Origin of the sequence: Paenibacillus sp. PL2-23 (genome assembly GCF_040834005.1) — a bacterium.
GTDB lineage: Bacteria > Bacillota > Bacilli > Paenibacillales > Paenibacillaceae > Pristimantibacillus.
Genome location: NZ_CP162129.1, coordinates 2,501,092 through 2,520,510, shown reverse-complemented (window position 1 = coordinate 2,520,510; position 19,419 = coordinate 2,501,092). Strand labels below are relative to the sequence as shown.

Below are 19,419 nucleotides of genomic sequence, written 5' to 3'. Positions count from 1 at the left end.
TATATTAACATCTGCCGACGGCTCCATGGCGCCGCCTTCACAGATGGTCTTACGACGTCACCGGTACGTCGCAGACTGTTCTCATGCTTTATCATACTCCCTATAGGCTCCACTTGTGCACATACCCGCCAAATTAATGCGAAGCCTTCTTCTCCGTCCATTGGTCCGTCGATATCGTATATGCCACCGTTGCTCCGTAGTCCAGCTGCACCTCATACAGGAGCTCGCTGCCATCCTCGGACCAGACCAGCCCTCCATGATGGCCGTTCTTGCGCGCGGTTTCCATCAGAAGCTCGCCTGTAGCCGCTGCCGTAATAACAATGCTGTAGTCCTCGACGCGAGCCACGTATGCTCCATCCGGCGACGGATAAGAGATCGCCGAAGCAATGCCCATCTCCATGCCCTTCTGGTCTACGCTGTCCATACGCTCGGATTCCTCCGCGAGCGGCTCTGATTCATTCACAGCATCATCCGACAATGGTCCTCCGGAGCCGTTCTCCAAGCCCCTTTCTTCCTTCACTTCATTGTCAGGGGGCATCGAGGGCTCGACAGCCGCTTCGGGCGCCGGAGCGGAAGGCGACTCATCCCGGGTTTCCCTGGCGATGCTCGGAGCTGTCTTCACCGCGGCTCCAGACGGCGCCGCACCTCCCGCTTCGGGGCTGGAGGGAGCATCGTTCGCTTCCTCACCTTGCGATGGCGCCCCTGACCTATACAGCTCAATGTCACCTTCGGACAAGTCGCCGCCTTCATTCTTCTTGAGCTTCGTTATATCGGAAGCTCCCGCACTCGCCTCGCCAGCCGTATTCATATCCGCCGAATATTGGGCTGAATCGTATGCGCCCGAGCCTCCGTCGAAATTCGGCGCATTCAGCAGGAACACGCCAGCGACGACGCCCGCCGCCACCACGCTGCCTACAGCGCTCCATGACGGCCATCTCCTTGCCGGCTTCACCCTGCGGGAGACGCTGGCCCCGTCGACCTTCATAGGCTCAGGAGCGGTGCCGGCCGCACCCGCAAGCATAGTGGCTTCCCTCGCCGCGAGATCGATTCTCTCCAGCTCCGGCATAATGGCGTCCACCAGGCTGAAGCTGGGCGTTACCTTGGGCAGGCTGGCCAGCTCGGCAGATAAGCGCTGCAGACGCTCGAACGCGGCCGCGCAGTCCGGACATTGTCTGGTATGATTATTCAGGACGATCATTTCCTCATCGTCGAGGTCGTCATCCAACTGTCTCTGCATGAGCTCCATCACCTCTTGACAATTCATCCCCGGACACCACCTTTCTGATAATCTTGAAGTAAATTTTGCAGCTGCTGCCTGGCCCTGAATAGATAGGATTTGACCGTGTTAAGGGGCAAATCCAATGAATCCGCAATCTCGTTGTAGGAGAAATCCTGCAAGTATCGCAGCACAACAACTGTCCGATGATGCTCCGGCAGCTTGTCGATAGCGCTCCGAATATCCTGCAGGGCGTAAGCGGACAATACTTCCTCCTCTACGTTCTGCTTCTCCCGGAATACGAGCTCATGCTCGTCTATCGAAACCGTCGGTTTGTTTCTTCTGAATTTGTCGATACATATATTGGTTACAATACGCTGAATCCATGTTTTGAATTGGGCCTTCTCCTCGTAAGAGCCTATCTTCGTATAGATGCGAATGAGCGCCTCTTGGGCCGCGTCCATCGCATCCTGCTCGTTGTTTAATATATAATAGGCTGTCCGATAAACATGGGTTTCAATCTCACGCAACAGAGTGATTAAAGCGTCTCGATCTCCCGCTTGGGCGGCTTTAATCAGGTCCGGCTCCACCACGAAGGATCCTCCTCTCCTGCAACCTTATTGACGAACTGGCTGCGTCGAATGTTGCACATGATTTGCTGGAACATTTATCTTTTTATATGTTTATGTGAACGAGTCTAACGAGTCTATAAACTTCAAACTCAAGAATACCAAAATTTTAGAATTCCGTATATACGCTCATTCCTTCCATAACAGCTCGCCCTCTTCCGTCACACGGAATTGGACCTCTCCATCCTGGTCCGTGCGCCATAGTCTTGCTCCCGCAGCTTGGATACGCTGAGCCGTATCGGGATGAGGATGCCCGTATACATTGGTCGCTGACACCGAGGCTATGGCGCCTTGCGGCTGCCAGAAGGCCAGCCATTCCGAGCTTGTGGAATAACGGCTGCCATGATGGGCGACCTTCATCAAGTCAACCCGGCCGCCAGCACCCTCCCCCTCTGCATCAGCCCTTTGCTGTTCATTCTCCATAATAAGGGATTCCGTCCCGGTTGATATGTCCCCGGTGAACAGAACCGAACGCCCATACATCGTTAGGGAGAAAACAAGACTTCGTTCATTCTGCTCCTTCACCTCAGGAATCGCACCAGCACCAGCGCCTTCACCTGCTGCCTTTACTGGCCAATGCACCTTCAGGGCTGCGTCCGGCTCCAGCTGCAGCGTATCTCCCGCAGCAGGCGCATACAGCGGGATGCCCTCCGACAACGCAAGCTCCATCAGCTCCAGCGCGTCTTCAGAGCCCTTGAGTGAGCCGTTCCACCAGATGGCTTGCACGGGAATCTGCTCCAGCACAGCCAGCAATCCCTTGATATGATCGCTGTCCAGATGAGAGATGATGAGCAGCTCCAGCTCGCTGACCCCTCTCTGCATTAATAAAGGGACAACAACCTTCCGGCCGACCTCGAAGGGATCTCGGCGTTCCCTCCACTCCTCCCCCGGCTTGGCGAATGAGATTGTGCCTCCCCCGTCGATCAGCACATGCTTCCCGGCAGGGGTTCGTATGAGCGCCGCGTCGCCTTGGCCAACATCCAGGAAGCTGACCGTGGCGGAGCGGTCGAGCCGATGCGGGTCTGCAGCGTAGACCAGAAGCGCTGCAAACGCAGCGAAGAAGCCCGCAAGAGGGAGCCAGGGAAGCCTGGTCCCCGAGTATTGTATTGGGGCTGCATCAGGCATGCTGGAATGGGACTGGACTCCGCCAAGGGGCTTGGTTGCTTCATCGTCAGGCTGCTCGGCTCCGCTGCCATTCCATCGCAGCAAGGAGGCTCGGCTTCTGATATAACGGAACAGCAGCGCCAGCAGGAGCAGCCAGCTTGCCACCCACCACAGAGGCGGAGTAGCCCATATGACAAGCAGCCCGTCCAGCTCAGCCATTGCGTCTACAAGCCCGAACGACCAAGCATTGGCCGCCGATGTCAAGTCGGCGAGCCATTGCCCGCCTTGCGGCCAGACCAAGCCAAGCACCATCGCGGCCGCACCGGAGGGCATCACGACGAAGCTGATGAACGGGACCAGCACGAAGTTCGCGAGCAGCGACAGGAGATGGAATTGATTAAAGTAATAAATCGTAACGGGGAACGATACGAGCTGCGCGACAACCGTCACCGCAGCCAGATCAAGCAGCCAGCCTCCCCGCTTCGGCTTCGGGAGCAGCGCGCGAACGGGAGGCACACCGAGAATCAACCCCAGCGTAACGAGGAAGGAGAGCTGGAAGCTGACGCTCTCCATATAATAAGGATTCACGAGCAGCAGCAGAACCGCTGCCGCCGCCAGCAGATGCAGGCCGTCCTTCAGCTTGCCGAGCCTGGCAGCAATCAGCCCCAGCAGGGCCATAATGCCGGCCCGAAGCACGGACGGCGAGGCGCCCGCGAGCATCACATAGAGCGGCACAGCGAGCATAAGCGCCGTCAGCACGCGCTCGCGCGGCTGCCCCGCCAGCTTCAGCAGCCCTCCGACGGCATACATAAAGACGGCGACGTGAAGCCCCGAGATGGCGAGAATATGCGTCAGACCGAGCCGGGCGAAGGCCTGGAAGCGATCGGGATCAAGCTCCTCGCGGATGCCGAGGAGCAGCCCCTGCATGTATCCGGACTGCTCATCCGGATACATGGCGCCCAGCCGCGCGCCCAGCCATGCGCGCGCGGCGTCGACGCGGCCGAGCAGAGCGGTCGCGGTCAAGCGTTCCGCCGCAGGAGACGAGACGTCGAGGGCGGCGGCGCCCTTCGCTTGCAGCAGCCAGTGGATCCCCTGGCTGCGCAGGTAGCGGCGGTAGTCGAAGCCGCCGCTGTTGGTCGCCTCCGCCGGCCGCGACAGCTCGCCGGCGACGCGCACTTCGTCGCCGCGCTGCCACGCCGCGGCGACCTCCAGCTCCGATGCTTCGCTTAGTCGGAGCACCACGCGAAGCCGCTCGCGCGTTCGCTCGAGCGGCTGTCGCCCCGCCACATGGATGGCATGCGCCTCCATGTGGAAGGTGACGCGGTCGCCGTCGAGCTCGACCGCGCTCACAATCGTGCCGAGAGCGTCGGCGCTGTACGCCGCTCTCGGCCCGTCCGCCTCGGCGGCGGCTGCAAGCTCCTGAAGCGCGGTTACATTCCGCGCCTCCGCCCACAGCCGGCTCCCCGCCGCCAGGCATAACCCGATCAAGCAGGCAATCGCAACGTATCGGCTCGCCTGCTTGCCAAGCACGGCTGCGACGGCCAGCAGCGCAGCGGCCGCCGCAGCCAGCAGCGCGCCGCGTGCGCCCAGCCCGGCCGCCGCGGCGCTCCCCGTAACGAAGCTCGCCGCGAACCAGACGAGCGGCCGTCTATCCATCCATGGCATAGCCCACACTCCTATCTCATTTGTGCTTCTCCAGCACGCAAAAGAACCTCCGGCGCATGATAGCCATGCGTCCGGAGGTTCTCCCTCGCGAATTGAATCTATTGATTTATTCTTGCCGCTTATTGCGTGACCTCCATATGCGCTTGGGGCGGAGGCGAATAAAGCTCCAGCTGACGGAACACAATGCCCTGCTGCGCCATTAGCGCGAACACCTTCTCGCTGTCCTTCGGATAAGCCCGGTGGAAGACAATTTCCTGCACGCCGCTGTTCGCCAGCATATTCGCGCATGTCCAGCAGGGCTGATCCGTCACATATACAACGGAGCCTTCACGGTCGGCGCGGTCCGTGAACAGCAGCAGATTCTGCTCGGCGTGAATTGTGCGGATGCATCGCTGCTTGCGAATAACAAGCTCCTGGCCGTCCACCAGCTGCACCTCGGCCTCTTCCGAGATCATACAGCCCGCCTCCAGACAGTCATGCGCGCCCATGGGCGCACCGTTATACGCCGTTCCTAGCAGCTTCTTGCCCTGCACGAGAACGGCCCCGACATGACGCCTGGGGCATCTCGAACGGGTCGATACCATATACGCGATATCCATAAAATAAGTGTCCCAGTCCTTGCGGACCGTGTCATGAACGCCGGCCGTCATACCATCCTCCCGTCTCGGGCTGCCCCCGGAGTTGCTTCTACGATGTAGTACGTATTATTGCTGGCTGCGCGCGATAGCCTGCTCCAGATCCGCAATAATGTCGCCGATTCCTTCTGTACCGACAGACAGGCGAATCATGCCAGGCTCCACGCCGGCAGCCGTCTGCTCCTCACCCGTGAGCTGCTGATGCGTCGTGCTCGCTGGATGAATGATCAGCGACTTGGAATCGCCTACGTTCGCAAGATGAGAGAACAGCTGAACGGCGTTAATAATCTTTTTGCCCGCATCCAGACCGCCCTTAATGCCGAAAGTCAGAATAGCGCCGCTGCCCTTTGGCAAATACTTCTGTGCCATATCATAAGAAGCGTGGCTCTTCAGGCCTGGGTAGTTCACCCATTCCACGGCTTCATGCTTCTCCAAATATTCCGCAACCGCCAGCGCGTTGGAGCTATGGCGCTCCATACGAAGGTGCAGCGTCTCCAGACCCTGCAGCAGCAGGAAGGAGTTGAACGGAGACAGCGCCGCGCCCATGTCCCGGAGCAGCTGTACGCGAGCTTTAATAATATAAGCGATAGGCCCAACCGCGTCTGTGTACACAACGCCGTGATAGCTCGGGTCCGGCTCGGTCAAGCCAGGGAATCTGCCGCTTTCCTTCCAGTTGAATGTACCGCCGTCCACGATCACGCCGCCAATGGAAGTACCGTGTCCGCCGATAAATTTGGTTGCGGAATGCACGACAATGTCAGCGCCGTGCTCGATCGGACGGCACAGGTAAGGGCTTGGGAAGGTATTGTCGACAATAAACGGAACGCCATGCTCATGCGCAATAGCCGCAACGGCCTCCAGATCGATTACGTCGCCCTTCGGATTGCCGATCGTCTCGGCATACACGGCTTTGGTCTTGTCCGTAATCGCTGCGCGGAAGTTTTCCGGATTCGAGGGATCAACAAATTTCACCTTAATGCCCAGCTTCGGAAGCGTGGTCGAGAACAGGTTGTACGTGCCGCCATAGAGGCTTGTCGCAGAAACAATCTCGTCGCCTGATCCCGCGATATTCAGAATGGAATACGTAATAGCCGCCTGGCCAGACGCGACAGCCAGCGCAGCCGGCGCTCCTTCTAGCTCGGCTACGCGCTTCTCGAATACATCTGTTGTCGGATTCATGATACGTGTATAAATATTGCCGAATTCCTGCAGCGAGAACAGGTTGGCCGCATGGTCCGTATCCCGGAAGCCGTAGGAAGTGGTTTGGTAGATGGGAACAGCTCGGGACATCGTTGTAGGATCAATGGATTGGCCGCCATGAACGGCTAATGTGTCAAGCGAAAAGCGTGGTTGATCGGACATAAATAAAGCTCCTCCTTGGCAGATTCCAGGCTGCGCCTGGAATCTATCATGATATGTATACTTGTTGACATTCTCTCACATTTACGGCAGAGCGACAACGCTTTCTTTCAATTCGGCAAAAAGTTTTTCCCCAATGCCCTTAACCCTCAGCAAGTCTTCAATGCTGGCAAACCCTCCATGTCGCTCGCGGTCCTCCACAATGGCCTTCGCCTTCGCCGGTCCAATACCCTTCAGTTCGTCCAGCTGCTCGGCTGTAGCCCGGTTAATATCCAGCTTGCCCGAAGCCTCTTGGCTTGCAGTCGCAGGAGCGGCAGCCTCCGACTGACTCCCGTCTCCCTCCAACGTCTCCGATTGCGAAGCTTGACCCGCCGGGGATGAGCTGGAAGCTTCCGGAGAATTCGCAGCCCCGGATGAGCCGTTCGTTCCCGTAGTCGCGCCTTCTCCCATCTTCGGCAGCTCCGTCCCCCCGTCCCGCTCCTTTGCGGACGTTTCATGGGCTGTCGATTCTGAAGCCTTAGCTGCGTATGCCTGCAGCTTCTCTTCTACCGCTTCATTCAGCGGCATCCAGCCGCTCATCTCCCCCTCTTCCTTCCCGCCTCCAAGGATAGCAGCGACCAGCAGCAGCACGGCGCCGCCAATCAAGCCAGCCATAATGATGAAGTTCTTCGAGCTTCTGTGAGAGCTGCTATAACGTGTATACATGCCTACCCCCTCCTCCACAAAAAGATTGGTAATTCATGACATATGAAACAAGTCCCGCGGAATAGGATGTAAGAGCACAGCATTCGAGCACGCCAGTATGGGAGGTCTTATCATGAATGTAGGATTTATCGGCACAGGCTCGATGGGGACCTTATTAATTGAAGCGTTCCTGGCATCCGGCGCCCTGTCGCCAGCGGAGATCGCGGTCAGCAACCGCACTTACGCCAAGGCGCAGGCGTTAGCCGACCGGTATCCCGGCATGAGGGCCGAATATACAAATGCGGCGACGGCTTGCGGGAGCGACATCCTGTTCTTGTGCGTGAAGCCTCACGAATTTATTGATGTCGTGGAGGACATCAAGCCGGCCATCAGACCGGAGCAGATCGTCGTGTCCATTACGAGCCCCGTTCTCGTCTCTCATCTGGAGGGCGAGCTGCCTTGCAAAATCGCCAAAATCATACCCAGCATCACAAACAGGGTGTGGAGCGGTGTTTCCCTCTGCATCTACGGAGACAGCATGGAGGAGAAGGACAAAAAACGGCTGGAGTCGCTGTTTACTCATATCAGCGAGCCGCTTCGCATCGCGGAGGGCTACACGCGCGTCGTATCCGATCTGTCCAGCTGCGGACCTGCTTTTATGGCATTTTTGCTGCAGCAATTTATTGACGCCGCCGTTGAAGAAACCGGTATCCCGCGCAGCCAAGCGGTGAAGGTAGCCAGCAACATGCTGCTGGGCACCGGCCTGCTGCTGACAGAGGGAAGAATGACGCCGGAGGAAATCCAGCAGCGCGTCGCGGTGCCCGGCGGCATTACCGCCAAAGCGCTTCAGCTGCTCAGCCGGGATACGGACGGCGTGTTCAACGCGCTCATTCGCACCACGCATGACAAGTACAAGGAAGATCTGATTAAGGTCACAACCGCATTTTACGGCGAAGAGGTGAACGGCCAATAGCTGTTCTTCAGCTAATGTCCGCCCACCTCTTCGGGCTGCCAATTAATTGGCTACAATATTAACCAGCTTGCCTTTGACCGCAATGACCTTGCGAATCGTTTTGCCCGCGATCAGCTCCTGCACCTTCTCGAGCTCCTTCGCAAGCGCCTCCATGTCGGCCTCGTTCGTATCAGCCGCGATGGATACGCGCTCCACGATTTTGCCGTTCACCTGGACAACGATTTCAACCTCTTGGTCGACTGTCCAAGCCTCCTCATACGCTGGCCATGCCGAATACGTAATCGTCTCGGAGTAACCAAGCTTCTCCCACAGCTCTTCCGTGATATGCGGCGCGATCGGCGACAGCATCTGCAGGAACTGCGCCATCGCTTCTTTGGGAAGCGAGTCCGTCTTATAAGCCTCGTTCACAAAAATCATCAGCTGGCTGATGACCGTGTTGAAACGCAGGTTCTCGTAATCGTCCGAAATCTTCTTGATGGAACGGTGCCATACACGCTTGAACGCGTCTGTCGTCTCACCGTCGCCAATCTTGGCGCTGAGCGTGCCGTCCTCGTTCACGAAGAGGCGCCATACGCGGGAGAGGAATCGGTACGTGCCTTCCACTCCGTTCGTGTTCCATGGCTTAGTTGCCTCCAGCGGGCCCATAAACATTTCGTACATACGAAGCGTATCCGCGCCGAACTCGTTGACGATGTCATCCGGGTTAATGACGTTGCCGCGCGACTTCGACATCTTCTCATTGTTCGTGCCAAGAATCATGCCTTGGTTCACCAGCTTGTGGAAGGGCTCCTTCGTATGCACAACGCCGATGTCGTACAGCACCTTGTGCCAGAAGCGAGCGTACAGCAGGTGAAGCACCGCGTGCTCCGCACCGCCAATATACAGGTCAACCGGCAGCCATTCCTTCTGCTTCTCCGGCGAACAAATTTCATTAGCGTTTTTCGGGTCGATAAACCGCAGGTAGTACCAGCAGCTGCCCGCCCATTGCGGCATGGTGTTTGTCTCGCGACGCGCCTTCATGCCTGTCTCCGGATCAACCGTATTGACCCACTCCGTCACGTTCGCCAGCGGTGACTCGCCTGTTCCGGACGGCTTAATCGCGTCCACGTCAGGCAGCCGGAGCGGCAATTGCTCCTCTGGCACCGGCTTCATCGTGCCGTCCTCCAGATGCAGAATCGGGATCGGCTCGCCCCAATACCGTTGACGGCTGAACAGCCAGTCGCGCAGACGATAGGTTACTTTAGCCTTGCCTTTGCCAATCTCCTTAAGACGCTGGATCATCGCCTGAATAGCGGCTTCATTGGACAAGCCATTCAGGAAGTCGGAATTGACATGCGGACCGTCGCCCGTGAATGCTTCCTTGGACAAGTCTCCGCCTTGCACGACCTCAATGATAGGCAGGTCGAACTGCTTGGCGAATTCATAGTCTCTCGAGTCATGGCCCGGTACAGCCATAATCGCGCCTGTGCCGTAGCCTGCCAGCACATAATCCGCGATCCAGATCGGCGTTTTGGCGCCGTTGACGGGATTAATCGCATACGCGCCTGTGAACACGCCTGTTTTATCCTTGGCAAGATCCGTGCGCTCCAGATCGCTCTTCCGTGCCGCGGCGTCCTGGTAAGCCTCCACGGCAGCCTTCTGATCCGCTGTTGTAATGCTTGCCACCAGCTCATGCTCCGGCGCCAGCACACAATACGTAGCCCCGAACAGCGTATCAGGACGGGTTGTGAACACCACCAGCGAAGCGTCATGGCCTTCGATGTCGAAGGTCACCTCGGCGCCGGTCGATTTGCCGATCCAGTTCCGCTGCATATCCTTGATGCTTTCGGACCAGTCCAGCTCCTCCAGATCCTCCAGCAATCTATCCGCATATTCCGTAATCTTCAGAATCCATTGGCGCATCGGCTTGCGGATGACGGGATGTCCGCCCCGCTCGCTTTTGCCATCGATGACTTCCTCGTTCGCAAGCACCGTGCCAAGCGCGGGACACCAGTTCACCGGCACCTCAGCAACATAGGCAAGACCGCGTTTGTACAGCTGGATAAAAATCCACTGCGTCCACTTGTAATAATCCGGGTCGGTTGTGCTGAACTCGCGATCCCAGTCGTACGAGAAGCCAAGCGATTTGATCTGGCGGCGGAAGTTATCGATATTTTTGAACGTGATGTCTCTGGGATGCTGGCCCGTATCCAGCGCGTGCTGCTCAGCCGGCAAGCCGAACGCGTCCCACCCCATCGGGTGCAGGACGTTGAAGCCCTTCATGCGCTTGTAGCGGGATACGATATCTGTTGCGGTATAACCCTCTGGATGGCCGACGTGCAGCCCCGCTCCGGATGGATATGGGAACATATCCAGGGCGTAAAACTTAGGTTTATTCGGCTCCTCTTTTGTCTGGAACGTCTTATTGGCATCCCAGTGTTGCTGCCATTTCGGCTCGATCTCCAGCGGATTATAGCCGTGGCGCTGCTGCTCCTGACTCATAACTAATTCCTCCTCATTCACTCTGCAAAAAAAACAATAAACCTCCCGCCCCCAGCGGATTAACGCTAGGGACGAGAGGTCAATCTCCCGTGGTACCACCCTAGTTAGCGCCAGACATGCTTTGCCCTGCGCTCACTTGACGTCCTTATCGCGGACGAGACGTTGCGCTTCCCCAGCTTACCGGTGCACGCACAGCTCCAAGGCGAGCTTCCTCACGCGTCAGGTCCGGCTTCCACCAATCGCCGGCTCTCTAGGCCTCCACGTCGCAAGTACTGTTCCTCTTCCAAGCTTCCATTTATGGTCAAACATTTATACACGATTATAGTAGCTTCATCGCCGTCATGTCAAGCGCGGACAGCGCCATGAGGTGTCGCTACCGCACCCAGCGCCGCGTTCTGGCGCTCTACAGCGACACGTGGTGTCGCTATCGCACCCAGCGCCGCCTTCCGGCAAATGTGCTGAGGTAAGCGGTCTGGCGGAAATAGACGTGTCACATACGTCTATTTGCCCTGAGGCAGGCGGTTTGTAGGAAATTGACGTGCCACATACGTCTATTTGTGCTGCGGCAGACGGTTTGGACAAAATAGACGTGCCACATACGTCTATTTGTGCTGAGGTAGGTGGTTTGAGGAAATAGACGTGCCACATACGTCTATTTGTGCTGAGACAGACGGTTTGAAGAAAATAGACGTGCCACATACGTCTATTTGCCCTGAAGCGGGCGTTTGGCGGAGGAGCTACCCCCTTGCCGTTTTACCCGGTACCAATATTCGTATAAGGGCTGATATCCGAATTTATCATAGAGGCGGTTCGCCGCGGCGTTGCTTTTTACAACCAGCAAATAGCCCTTACGAGCCCCCTGCCCTCTGGCCCACCACAGCAGATGACGGACCACCTCCTCGCCGAAGCCTTGACCGCGATGCCGGCTCTCCGTCACAATATCGTACAGACCCCCGTAGCCCTGCTCCAGCACGACGATGCCGCAGGCCACAGGGACCCCTTGGCTGCGAAGCAGGACGAATGCCTTCTGAAGCGGCAGCCCCTCCATCATGCGGCGGGTCGTCTCCTGCTGGCTCTCGCTTAACCCTTGCATGCCGGCCAGCGCAGCCAGCCATTCAGGACTAAGCTCCGTCTCAAGCTTGAATTCTTCATAATGGGAAGGTCGGATGTTCTCGAGCGAGGCTGTTTTGACGATTGTATGATCCACGAGCTCATAGCCCAGCTCCTCCAGCTTCGCGTCGAGATTCCCGGGCTGGGCAAACGGCGTAACCTTGAAAACACTGGGCAGTCCGTGCGAAGCATAAAAGCTTTCACAATAAGCGATTTTTTGCTCCAGGTCATACGTATGCGCATAGATGGGATGCACCGAATTGGAGCGTTTGGTATAACCGTTCGCGAGCCGCAGCAGCCAGCCGTCATACAATATGGTCTGCAGCGCAGGCCAGCCGTTTAAGCTCATTTCCTCGATTCTTTTGGCCAAATCCATCCTTCAGCACTCCCCGTCTCCCGCTCTCCCAAGCGTTTATTGCATATGGAACCGCTCTATGTGACGATACAGCCCTTCTTTTCTCAAAATATCCGCTTGCTTGTCGCCAATCAGATCAAAGTGCGGATATTGCTCTCTCTTATGAATATAAGCCGGATTCAGACCGTTCCCCCTGCACCAAGCCGCCAGCTTCTCTAGATCGCTGCAGCCTACCTTGGTCACCGTGCGAATGCCAGGGAATCGCGGGTCCAGCCAATAATGTGTCAGGTAGGCGATCTCGCCTCTCGCGACTGCCGCCTTCCACTCCTTCAGCTCTGTACGGTTAATGCCAAAAGCCACGCTCACCGCCCCCTATATACAAGCCGTTCCATGCGCGGCTACGACAATATATCTTTGACGCGCCCTACTTGGCCGTCCTGCAGCCTCACTTTGATCCCATGGGGGTGGCGGGGTGAATTGGTCAAAATATCCTTGACTATGCCGCGCGTCAGCTTGCCCGTTCTCTGGTCTGCCTTCAGCACGATGTTCACTTCCTTGCCCGGCGCAATGTCGGCCCTATTCATTCCGTTACCGCTCATATCCTCATACCTCTTCTCCTAGATGCTGGATACAAGCATAGCATATGCATATCGAAGATGCACATGCCGCCAACAACTGTTATACTTACTTTCATATGAACATAGGAAAAGAGGAATTTCAAGCATGTCTAACGCCTTTCTAGCTCTCGGCATATCCCAGGAGCTGAACGAATTATTGAGAATGAACGGAATCAGCGAGCCGACTCCGGTTCAGCGCCAGACCATACCTATATTAATGAAAGGGCACGACGTCATCGCGCAGGCGCAGACCGGCACGGGCAAAACTCTGGCCTTCGCGCTCCCGATTCTGGAGCGTATCCAGACGCAGAAGGAGCAGGTGCAGGCGCTCATTCTGACGCCAACACGCGAGCTGGCCATTCAGATCACGATGGAGCTGAAGAAGCTCGCTCCGGCCTTCGAGGCGAACGTGCTTGCCGCTTATGGCGGTCAGGATGTCGAAGCGCAAATTCGCAAGCTGCAGCGCGCCCCGCACATCGTTGTAGCGACGCCTGGGCGTCTCATCGACCATATGACGCGAGGCACGGTGAGCTTAGGCAAGCTGTCTATGCTTGTGCTGGATGAGGCGGACCAAATGCTGCATATGGGCTTCCTCCCCGAGGTGGAGAGCATCATAACACAGACGCCGCGAGCGCGCCAGACGATGCTTCTCTCCGCGACGATGCCGGATGCCATTCGCAGACTTGCCTCCGCGTATATGAACGAGCCGGAGGATGTGCAGATCCGAAGCACGAACGTGACGCTCGACAGCATTCAGCAGCTTGTTATTGATACGACAGACCGCGGCAAGCAGCGGGCGCTGATTCAGCTGCTGGAGCAGCACAGCCCCTATCTGGCCGTCATCTTTTGCCGGACGAAGGTACGCGCCAAGAAGCTGAACGAAGCGCTGCAAGACGCCGGCTTCGAATCGGATGAGCTGCACGGCGACCTGACCCAGGCGAAACGCGAGCAGGTGATGAAGAGATTCCGCGAAGCTAAGCTTCAGGTTCTAGTGGCGACGGATGTTGCCGCCCGCGGACTGGACGTTGAAGGCGTTACGCATGTGTACAACTACGATATGCCGCTTGACGGCGAAAGCTATATTCACCGTATTGGCAGAACCGGACGAGCTGGACAATCCGGCATGGCGGTTACGCTGGCCACGCCTTACGACGCTTCCAAGCTCGCGTCGATCGAGCGCAGCATCAACGCCCGTCTGGAGCATCAGTCGATCGACCGCGAAGGCGGACTTTCATCCGGGACACGCAAGGGCTCTTCCGCCTCCTCCAGCCGCAGTTCTTCAGGGGGCAGAGACGGCGCTGCACGAGGCGGCAAATCCAATAGCCGGGGCGGCAGCCAGGCTGCGGGACGCAGAGGACAGGACCAGGCTGCAGCAGCCTCCGCGCGACCAGGCTCCAGACGCGGCGCACAGGCGCCTGCTAAGGGACCATCTGCGCCTAAGAAAAAATCGTCCAACCCGTGGGAGATTAGCGAAGAGGATTTGATGTTCGCCAACAAATATACAAGCGGAGGCGGCAAGGACTCGGATCGCTCAGGCAAGCGCAATGACGCGAGTCCCGGGAAATCGCGAATGGCGGGACAAGGGCGCGGCGCTTCCCAAGGCGGAGGACGCGGGACCGGCGGACCGCGCAGTGCAAGCAGCTCGCGCAGCACCAGCGGCCCGCGCAATACCGGCGGATCAGGCGGCGGCAGCGCGCGTGGCGGCGGCCGGCCCGGAGGCGGGGCTCCCCGCTCCAAAGGCCGGAGCAAATAACGGCAGCTATGTATATAACAAGAGGCCCGGCAAATGGTTTGCCGGGCCTCTTGACGCCCAATTCCCCCTTCATCGGGCAGGCGTCCATACCGTTTGGGACAGCTGACATAAGATAGAGTATACCGATTGGCGGGGGAGCTCTCAAAGGCCTGCAGGCCCGCTTTCGGCAAATTACAGTCTAGGAGGAATTGGCATGTCCGGTGTACATGGAGGCTACACGACGACAGGTGTAATCCTGGTTCTGTTTATTCTTTTGGTCATCATTCTGAAGACTTTCTGGTAATAAACGAAACCCTACACCATGACGAACAGGACAGATGGGGCCGCGCGCCCTCTCTGTCCTCTTATAATTGTGCGACATATTACGCCCAGGCGTGCTCTCGCAGCGCTTCCGCTACGCCGCCTTCATTGTTGGAGCCTGCCAGTATGTCAGCCGCGCGCTTGACGGCGTCAGGCGAGTTGCTCATTGCGATCCCGAGCCCCGCGAACTCCAGCATCGATATATCATTATAATAATTGCCGATGGCCAGAATACGCTCCCGCTCGACACCCAGCTCGGCAGCCAGCTGCTTCAGCGCCGTGCCTTTGCTGGCATCTGGATGCTGCACGTCGATGAACAGATCGCCGCTGCGAATGAGCTGCAGCAGGGCAGGACGCTTCTCCCAATGGGACTGGACGAAGTCCATCTGCTCCTTGGAGCCGAACAGCGTAAATTTGACCAGGCCATCCGGCAGCCCCTCATCGAAGTTCGCCTCCAGCGGCACAACCTTATGGTGGGCATACATCGCTTTAGCTTCATCCGTCACTCGCTCAATGAGCATGTCAAAGGCGGTGTTAACGTCATAATGCACGCCTTGCTCCCTGCAATAAGCGATAAATTCGCCAAGCTTGTCCTTGTCAATATCGTATTGGAACAGAACCTCCTTGGTCTCCGAGCGGACGGTCACTGCTCCGTTATGCGCAATAAGCACGCCGCCCAGTCCCAGCTCATCAAGCACAGGAAGCGCCCCCATCGGTCCCCTGCCCGTGCAGAGCACAATCCGGGCCCCGGCCTCGGCTGCCTCCCTTACCGCCTCCTTCACTTCTGCAGGCAGCTTGTGCTCGTCCGTCAGCAGCGTTCCATCCACATCCAGCGCAATCAGTTCATATTTCAGCTTCATTATGGCACCATCCTATCCCCAGTTGTCCTTCTCTCTATTCTGCCTTTGACTTGCCTCTGTGGCCCCGCAGCAGCTCTACCTCTTCATGGGTAAGCTCCCGATATTGACCCAATCCCAGCCCCTCATCCAGCACCAATGGGCCCATAGCGAGCCGCTTCAGCGTAAGCACCCTCTTGCCGACCGACTCGAACATCCGCTTCACCTGATGAAACTTGCCTTCACGAATCGTCAGTTGAATAAGCGACAGCGAAGATTTCTCCTCTACGTGCAGGACAGGATCCGAAGACGTTCCCTCTGCGGTTCTCTTCTCTAATACCGTCAGCTCTGCAGGCATGGTGACATAGCCGTCATCCAGGCGAACGCCTTGGGCAAACGCCTCAGCGTCGGCTTGGCCAACGTTGCCAAGCACCCACGCCTCGTAAGTCTTATCCACGTGCATGCGGGGCGACAGCAATTCATGCGCAAGCTGCCCGTCATTCGTCAGCAGCAGCAGGCCCACGGTATCCTTATCCAGCCTTCCTACCGGGAAGGGCTGAAGCAGACGGTCCTCCGCCTTCAGCAAATCAACAACGGTCCTCTCCCGTCCATCCTCCGTCGCGGATATGACACCCTGCGGCTTGTTCAGCATCAGATAAATGAAGTTGCGATAGACAACCCTCTCGCCATCGAAGGCGACAGTATGAAGGAATGGATCCACAATGAACCCGCTGTCCTTCACCACCTTGCCTTCTACGGTTACCTTGCCGCCCTTCACCGCTTTTTTGATTTCACTTCGCGTGCCGAAGCCCATATGGGCCAGCAGCTTGTCGACTCGCATCCTCTCCGCCATCCTATACACGCCTCCAGCCTGCAGCAAGCTCGTTTTTGAGCATGCCGTCCACAAATTTGCTCCACCCTACAGGAAAGCCGTCCACGCAGATCAGCACATAGCCTTTGGCGGCAGCCCCCTCCGCAAGCTTCAGCTCCTCCGGCTGGACGAATAACGTCTCGCCCTTCAAGTATCGTGCCGTCTCCTCTGCATCGGCACCCCAGCTGATGCTGCGCGCTGCTTCCTCCCGCTTCAGGCCAAGAGCAAGCGACTGGGCGGGCTGGAACCGCCCGTTCCGCACTTCTCCCGCGAGCCAGCCCGCTCTGATTACCTTCAAGCCGTCCAGCGGCGGCACACCCTTCGGCTGCAAATAGACGGCATGGCCGAAGGCAAGGGGCTGCGACTCCTCCTCCAGCCCCAAGCGAAGCTCCTGCTCCGCAAACCGCTTCCAAGTGGCTTCAGGCGGCTCCTGCAAGGCAGCAGCGGCTTGTTTGCCTCCGCGCATCGGCTTCTCCGGCCCCCGAGGCTTGCCGCCCTTCAGCTTGGCCATTCGCGGCGGCTCCTGCTCCTGCGAGGACCGAACAGCCACTGTCTCGGGCGTCGACTCGCCGCTCCGCCGAAGAGCGGCAATGAAATGCCCTTCCCCCTCCAGCTTGTGCGGCCATAATCGAACGGTCCCCGCCAGACTGGCAGTTCCCTCCGCACCCAATTGATACGCCGTTGCTTCATCCACCCAATCCGGCTGCCCGGCGCTGACGCCAGCGGTATGGCTGACAGGCTCGATATAGAAATCGCGACGCTTCGCCAGAAAGTCTGCAATCTGCATTTCGTTCTCCTCTGGACTGAACGTACAGGTCGAATAGACGAGCAGTCCGCCCGGCTTCAGCATGGTCGCCGCCTGCGCCAGTATATCCCTTTGCATCGCCGCGCAGCGCTCCACAGAATAGCTCTCCCAGCTGGCCGCCATACTGTCGTCCTTGCGGAACATCCCCTCGCCGGAGCATGGCGCATCCACCAGAATCCGGTCGAACCAAGCCGGGAATACACGGGCGATCGAACCAGGCTCCTCATTCAGAACAACCGCGTTGCGGACGCCCTGCAGCTCGATGTTTTTGGCCAGCGGCTTGGTGCGCTCGAACGCGTTGTCATTGCTGACCAGGATGCCTTGTCCACCCAGCTTGCCGGCGATTTGCGTCGACTTGCCGCCGGGAGCGGCGCACAGGTCAAGCACTCGATGCCCGGGCTGCACATCCAGCAGCTCCACGGGCAGCATGGCGCTCGGCTCCTGTATGTAATACAGTCCGGCATGGTAATGCGGATGCCTGCCGGGACGCTCCTCCTCCGTATAATAATAGCCGCTTGGCGCCCACGGAATGGGCCTGACTCGCTCCTCCATTGGCGTAAGCGCCAGCCAGTCCTTTGCACTTAATTTGAGCGGATTAACCCGTAATCCGTATACTCTTGGCGCTGCATAGGAATCCAGAAACGCTTGGAATTCCGTCTGCAGCAGCTCTTCCATTTTCCGCAGAAAAAGGGCTGGTAATTGGGTCATCTTATCCTCCTGCTGTTCCTGCCGGCTTGCTGGCCACGCATGTACAAACCTACTCCCCTATGGTATATAATAAAAAGTAAGCGACTTGCTCTCATTAATCCAAGCGGAGGTACAGTGTTGATGAATAACAAAAAACAAACGTCGTCTCGCAAAAAGAAAAAATCGTATATGCCCTTCCTGTATATCGGCATCATTGTCATCGTGTTCGGCGCCATCTTCGCCCTGGGCAAGATGAACGTGAACAAGCTCTACGAGATGCCAGCCTCGGAATTAAATCCTGCGACCCGCATCTTGCTGGATGACCCGCTATATCAGAATATCATATTGCCGGATGAATTAGATAAGAAGATGAAGGACCAGGATGATTTTTTCGTCTATATGTTCTCCGCCAGCTGCTCTTATTGCAAGGATACAACGCCGCATCTGATCCCTCTGGCCGAGGAGCTGGATATCGATTTGCCCATGTTCAACCTGCTTGAATTCCCGGCTTACAATGCCAAGCTGAACATCGATTCCACACCCACACTCCTCTACATTCAGGACGGCGTCGAGGCGGATCGTCTCGTGGGCGGCATTCGGAAGGAAGGCATGACCCAAGGCAACACGGTACAACAATTCCGTGAGTTTCTGGAGGAACACAATGGAGCTGATGCCAAGTGATGAAGAAAAGCGAAGCCACCTCTAAGGCTGCCAGCTCTCATGAGGAGCAGCATACGGGCAGGGGCGCCAGAACGATCATGTACGGTATGCTGCTCGCGTTTGCCATCATTACGCTCTTGGCCGCCTGCGGCATGGCAGGCGACGATACATCCACCTCGCATCTGCACGGCTCGGAGACCTGGGAGAAGACGGCGTCAGAGGCTGACCTTCCCGCCTTCCTGGACAATCACACACGGCTGACAAGCGACTTGTACGCGGAAGTGCATGCTCACGCCCATCTGCTGAGCGAAATTCCCTGTTATTGCGGCTGCATGGCGGGCACCGAAATCGACGAGCCCCACGACTCTCTCCTTCGCTGCTATTGGGCGGAGCTGCCGGACGCTGACGGCAGCATCATGTGGACGGATCACAGCACAGGCTGCGGCATCTGCAAGAAAGAGCTGGAGGAAGTTATCGCCTTAAGCAAGCAAGGGAAGACGCTAGAGCAAATCGTGGCTTATATTAATGAGAATTACAAGCCGAACCTGCCCAGCAGCTAATCGTCTGCCCCGATGGGGACATCCTCATAACCTCATAACAGGACAACAAACCTCCGGTGAGCCGCAGTGATGCGGTCAGCCGGAGGTTTGCCCTTTCATATGGCACATGCTTGAAGCCG

General features: G+C 57.5%; 18 protein-coding genes and 1 other annotated feature. Of the genes, 5 read left to right on the top strand and 13 right to left on the bottom strand.

Annotated elements, in window-relative coordinates:
• Positions 1-133 precede the first annotated feature (133 nt).
• The 6 genes from AB1S56_RS10615 to AB1S56_RS10590 all read right to left on the bottom strand — a co-directional run bounded on the left by AB1S56_RS10615 (position 134) and on the right by AB1S56_RS10590 (position 7,313).
• Positions 134-1,264 (bottom strand): zf-HC2 domain-containing protein, encoded by a 1,131-nt coding sequence (locus tag AB1S56_RS10615; protein WP_340867903.1) that lies wholly within the window; start codon positions 1,262-1,264, stop codon positions 134-136.
• Entirely contained in the window at positions 1,261-1,809 is a 549-nt protein-coding gene (locus tag AB1S56_RS10610; RefSeq protein ID WP_340867904.1) for a sigma-70 family RNA polymerase sigma factor, read from the bottom strand. Before AB1S56_RS10610 ends, AB1S56_RS10615 begins: the two co-directional genes overlap by 4 nt.
• Before the next feature lie 165 nt (positions 1,810-1,974).
• Positions 1,975-4,614, bottom strand: coding sequence for a ComEC/Rec2 family competence protein (locus tag AB1S56_RS10605; protein ID WP_340867905.1), 2,640 nt, complete (start codon positions 4,612-4,614; stop codon positions 1,975-1,977).
• A 119-nt stretch (positions 4,615-4,733) separates the two neighbouring features.
• Entirely contained in the window at positions 4,734-5,264 is a 531-nt protein-coding gene (locus tag AB1S56_RS10600; protein WP_340867906.1) for a deaminase, read from the bottom strand.
• A gap of 54 nt (positions 5,265-5,318) precedes the next feature.
• The gene (locus tag AB1S56_RS10595) at positions 5,319-6,611 is read right to left on the bottom strand and encodes a homocysteine synthase (RefSeq protein ID WP_340867907.1); all 1,293 of its coding nucleotides are present in this window, start codon (positions 6,609-6,611) and stop codon (positions 5,319-5,321) included.
• A gap of 81 nt (positions 6,612-6,692) precedes the next feature.
• Positions 6,693-7,313 carry a helix-hairpin-helix domain-containing protein gene (locus tag AB1S56_RS10590; RefSeq protein WP_340867908.1) on the bottom strand — a complete coding sequence of 207 codons (621 nt, stop codon included), beginning with the start codon at positions 7,311-7,313 and terminating at the stop codon, positions 6,693-6,695.
• A gap of 112 nt (positions 7,314-7,425) precedes the next feature.
• Here AB1S56_RS10590 and comER point away from each other — a divergent pair, with 112 nt between their 5' ends.
• Positions 7,426-8,265: a late competence protein ComER gene (gene comER / locus AB1S56_RS10585; RefSeq protein ID WP_340867909.1), complete on the top strand. Its 840-nt coding sequence runs from the start codon at positions 7,426-7,428 to the stop codon at positions 8,263-8,265.
• A gap of 42 nt (positions 8,266-8,307) precedes the next feature.
• Here the strand turns inward: comER and leuS are convergent, their stop codons facing one another.
• The 4 genes from leuS to AB1S56_RS10565 form a co-directional block, all read right to left on the bottom strand.
• On the bottom strand, positions 8,308-10,746 hold the full coding sequence (leuS, locus tag AB1S56_RS10580) for a leucine--tRNA ligase (RefSeq protein ID WP_340867911.1): 2,439 nt from the start codon (positions 10,744-10,746) through the stop codon (positions 8,308-8,310).
• A gap of 64 nt (positions 10,747-10,810) precedes the next feature.
• Positions 10,811-11,041, bottom strand: a binding site (T-box leader).
• Positions 11,042-11,449: 408 nt separating this feature from the next.
• Entirely contained in the window at positions 11,450-12,232 is a 783-nt protein-coding gene (locus tag AB1S56_RS10575; RefSeq protein ID WP_340867913.1) for a GNAT family N-acetyltransferase, read from the bottom strand.
• 36 nt (positions 12,233-12,268) lie between these two features.
• A complete protein-coding gene (locus tag AB1S56_RS10570) occupies positions 12,269-12,571 on the bottom strand; it encodes a hypothetical protein (protein WP_340867914.1) in 303 nt (100 codons plus the stop codon).
• A 38-nt stretch (positions 12,572-12,609) separates the two neighbouring features.
• A complete protein-coding gene (locus AB1S56_RS10565) occupies positions 12,610-12,795 on the bottom strand; it encodes a YwbE family protein (protein ID WP_340868020.1) in 186 nt (61 codons plus the stop codon).
• Between the two features lie 139 nt (positions 12,796-12,934).
• Between AB1S56_RS10565 and AB1S56_RS10560 the strand changes: the two genes are divergently transcribed.
• Complete coding sequence (locus tag AB1S56_RS10560) at positions 12,935-14,581, top strand: DEAD/DEAH box helicase (RefSeq protein WP_340867915.1); 1,647 nt, start codon at positions 12,935-12,937, stop codon at positions 14,579-14,581.
• A 193-nt stretch (positions 14,582-14,774) separates the two neighbouring features.
• Positions 14,775-14,864 (top strand): YjcZ family sporulation protein, encoded by a 90-nt coding sequence (locus AB1S56_RS10555; RefSeq protein ID WP_340867916.1) that lies wholly within the window; start codon positions 14,775-14,777, stop codon positions 14,862-14,864.
• A gap of 79 nt (positions 14,865-14,943) precedes the next feature.
• Here AB1S56_RS10555 and AB1S56_RS10550 read toward each other — a convergent pair whose 3' ends face one another.
• From AB1S56_RS10550 to AB1S56_RS10540, 3 genes are read right to left on the bottom strand one after another with little or no spacing between them, the layout of a single operon-like run.
• Positions 14,944-15,741 carry a Cof-type HAD-IIB family hydrolase gene (locus AB1S56_RS10550; protein WP_340867917.1) on the bottom strand — a complete coding sequence of 266 codons (798 nt, stop codon included), beginning with the start codon at positions 15,739-15,741 and terminating at the stop codon, positions 14,944-14,946.
• A gap of 34 nt (positions 15,742-15,775) precedes the next feature.
• Positions 15,776-16,570 (bottom strand): pseudouridine synthase, encoded by a 795-nt coding sequence (locus tag AB1S56_RS10545; protein ID WP_340867918.1) that lies wholly within the window; start codon positions 16,568-16,570, stop codon positions 15,776-15,778.
• A gap of 1 nt (position 16,571) precedes the next feature.
• The gene (locus tag AB1S56_RS10540; protein ID WP_340867919.1) at positions 16,572-18,101 is read right to left on the bottom strand and encodes an RsmB/NOP family class I SAM-dependent RNA methyltransferase; all 1,530 of its coding nucleotides are present in this window, start codon (positions 18,099-18,101) and stop codon (positions 16,572-16,574) included.
• Between the two features lie 120 nt (positions 18,102-18,221).
• Here AB1S56_RS10540 and AB1S56_RS10535 point away from each other — a divergent pair, with 120 nt between their 5' ends.
• The gene (locus tag AB1S56_RS10535) at positions 18,222-18,761 is read left to right on the top strand and encodes a thioredoxin family protein (protein ID WP_340867920.1); all 540 of its coding nucleotides are present in this window, start codon (positions 18,222-18,224) and stop codon (positions 18,759-18,761) included.
• A complete protein-coding gene (locus AB1S56_RS10530; RefSeq protein ID WP_340868022.1) occupies positions 18,761-19,300 on the top strand; it encodes a PCYCGC motif-containing (lipo)protein in 540 nt (179 codons plus the stop codon). Before AB1S56_RS10535 ends, AB1S56_RS10530 begins: the two co-directional genes overlap by 1 nt.
• Positions 19,301-19,419: the final 119 nt, after the last annotated feature.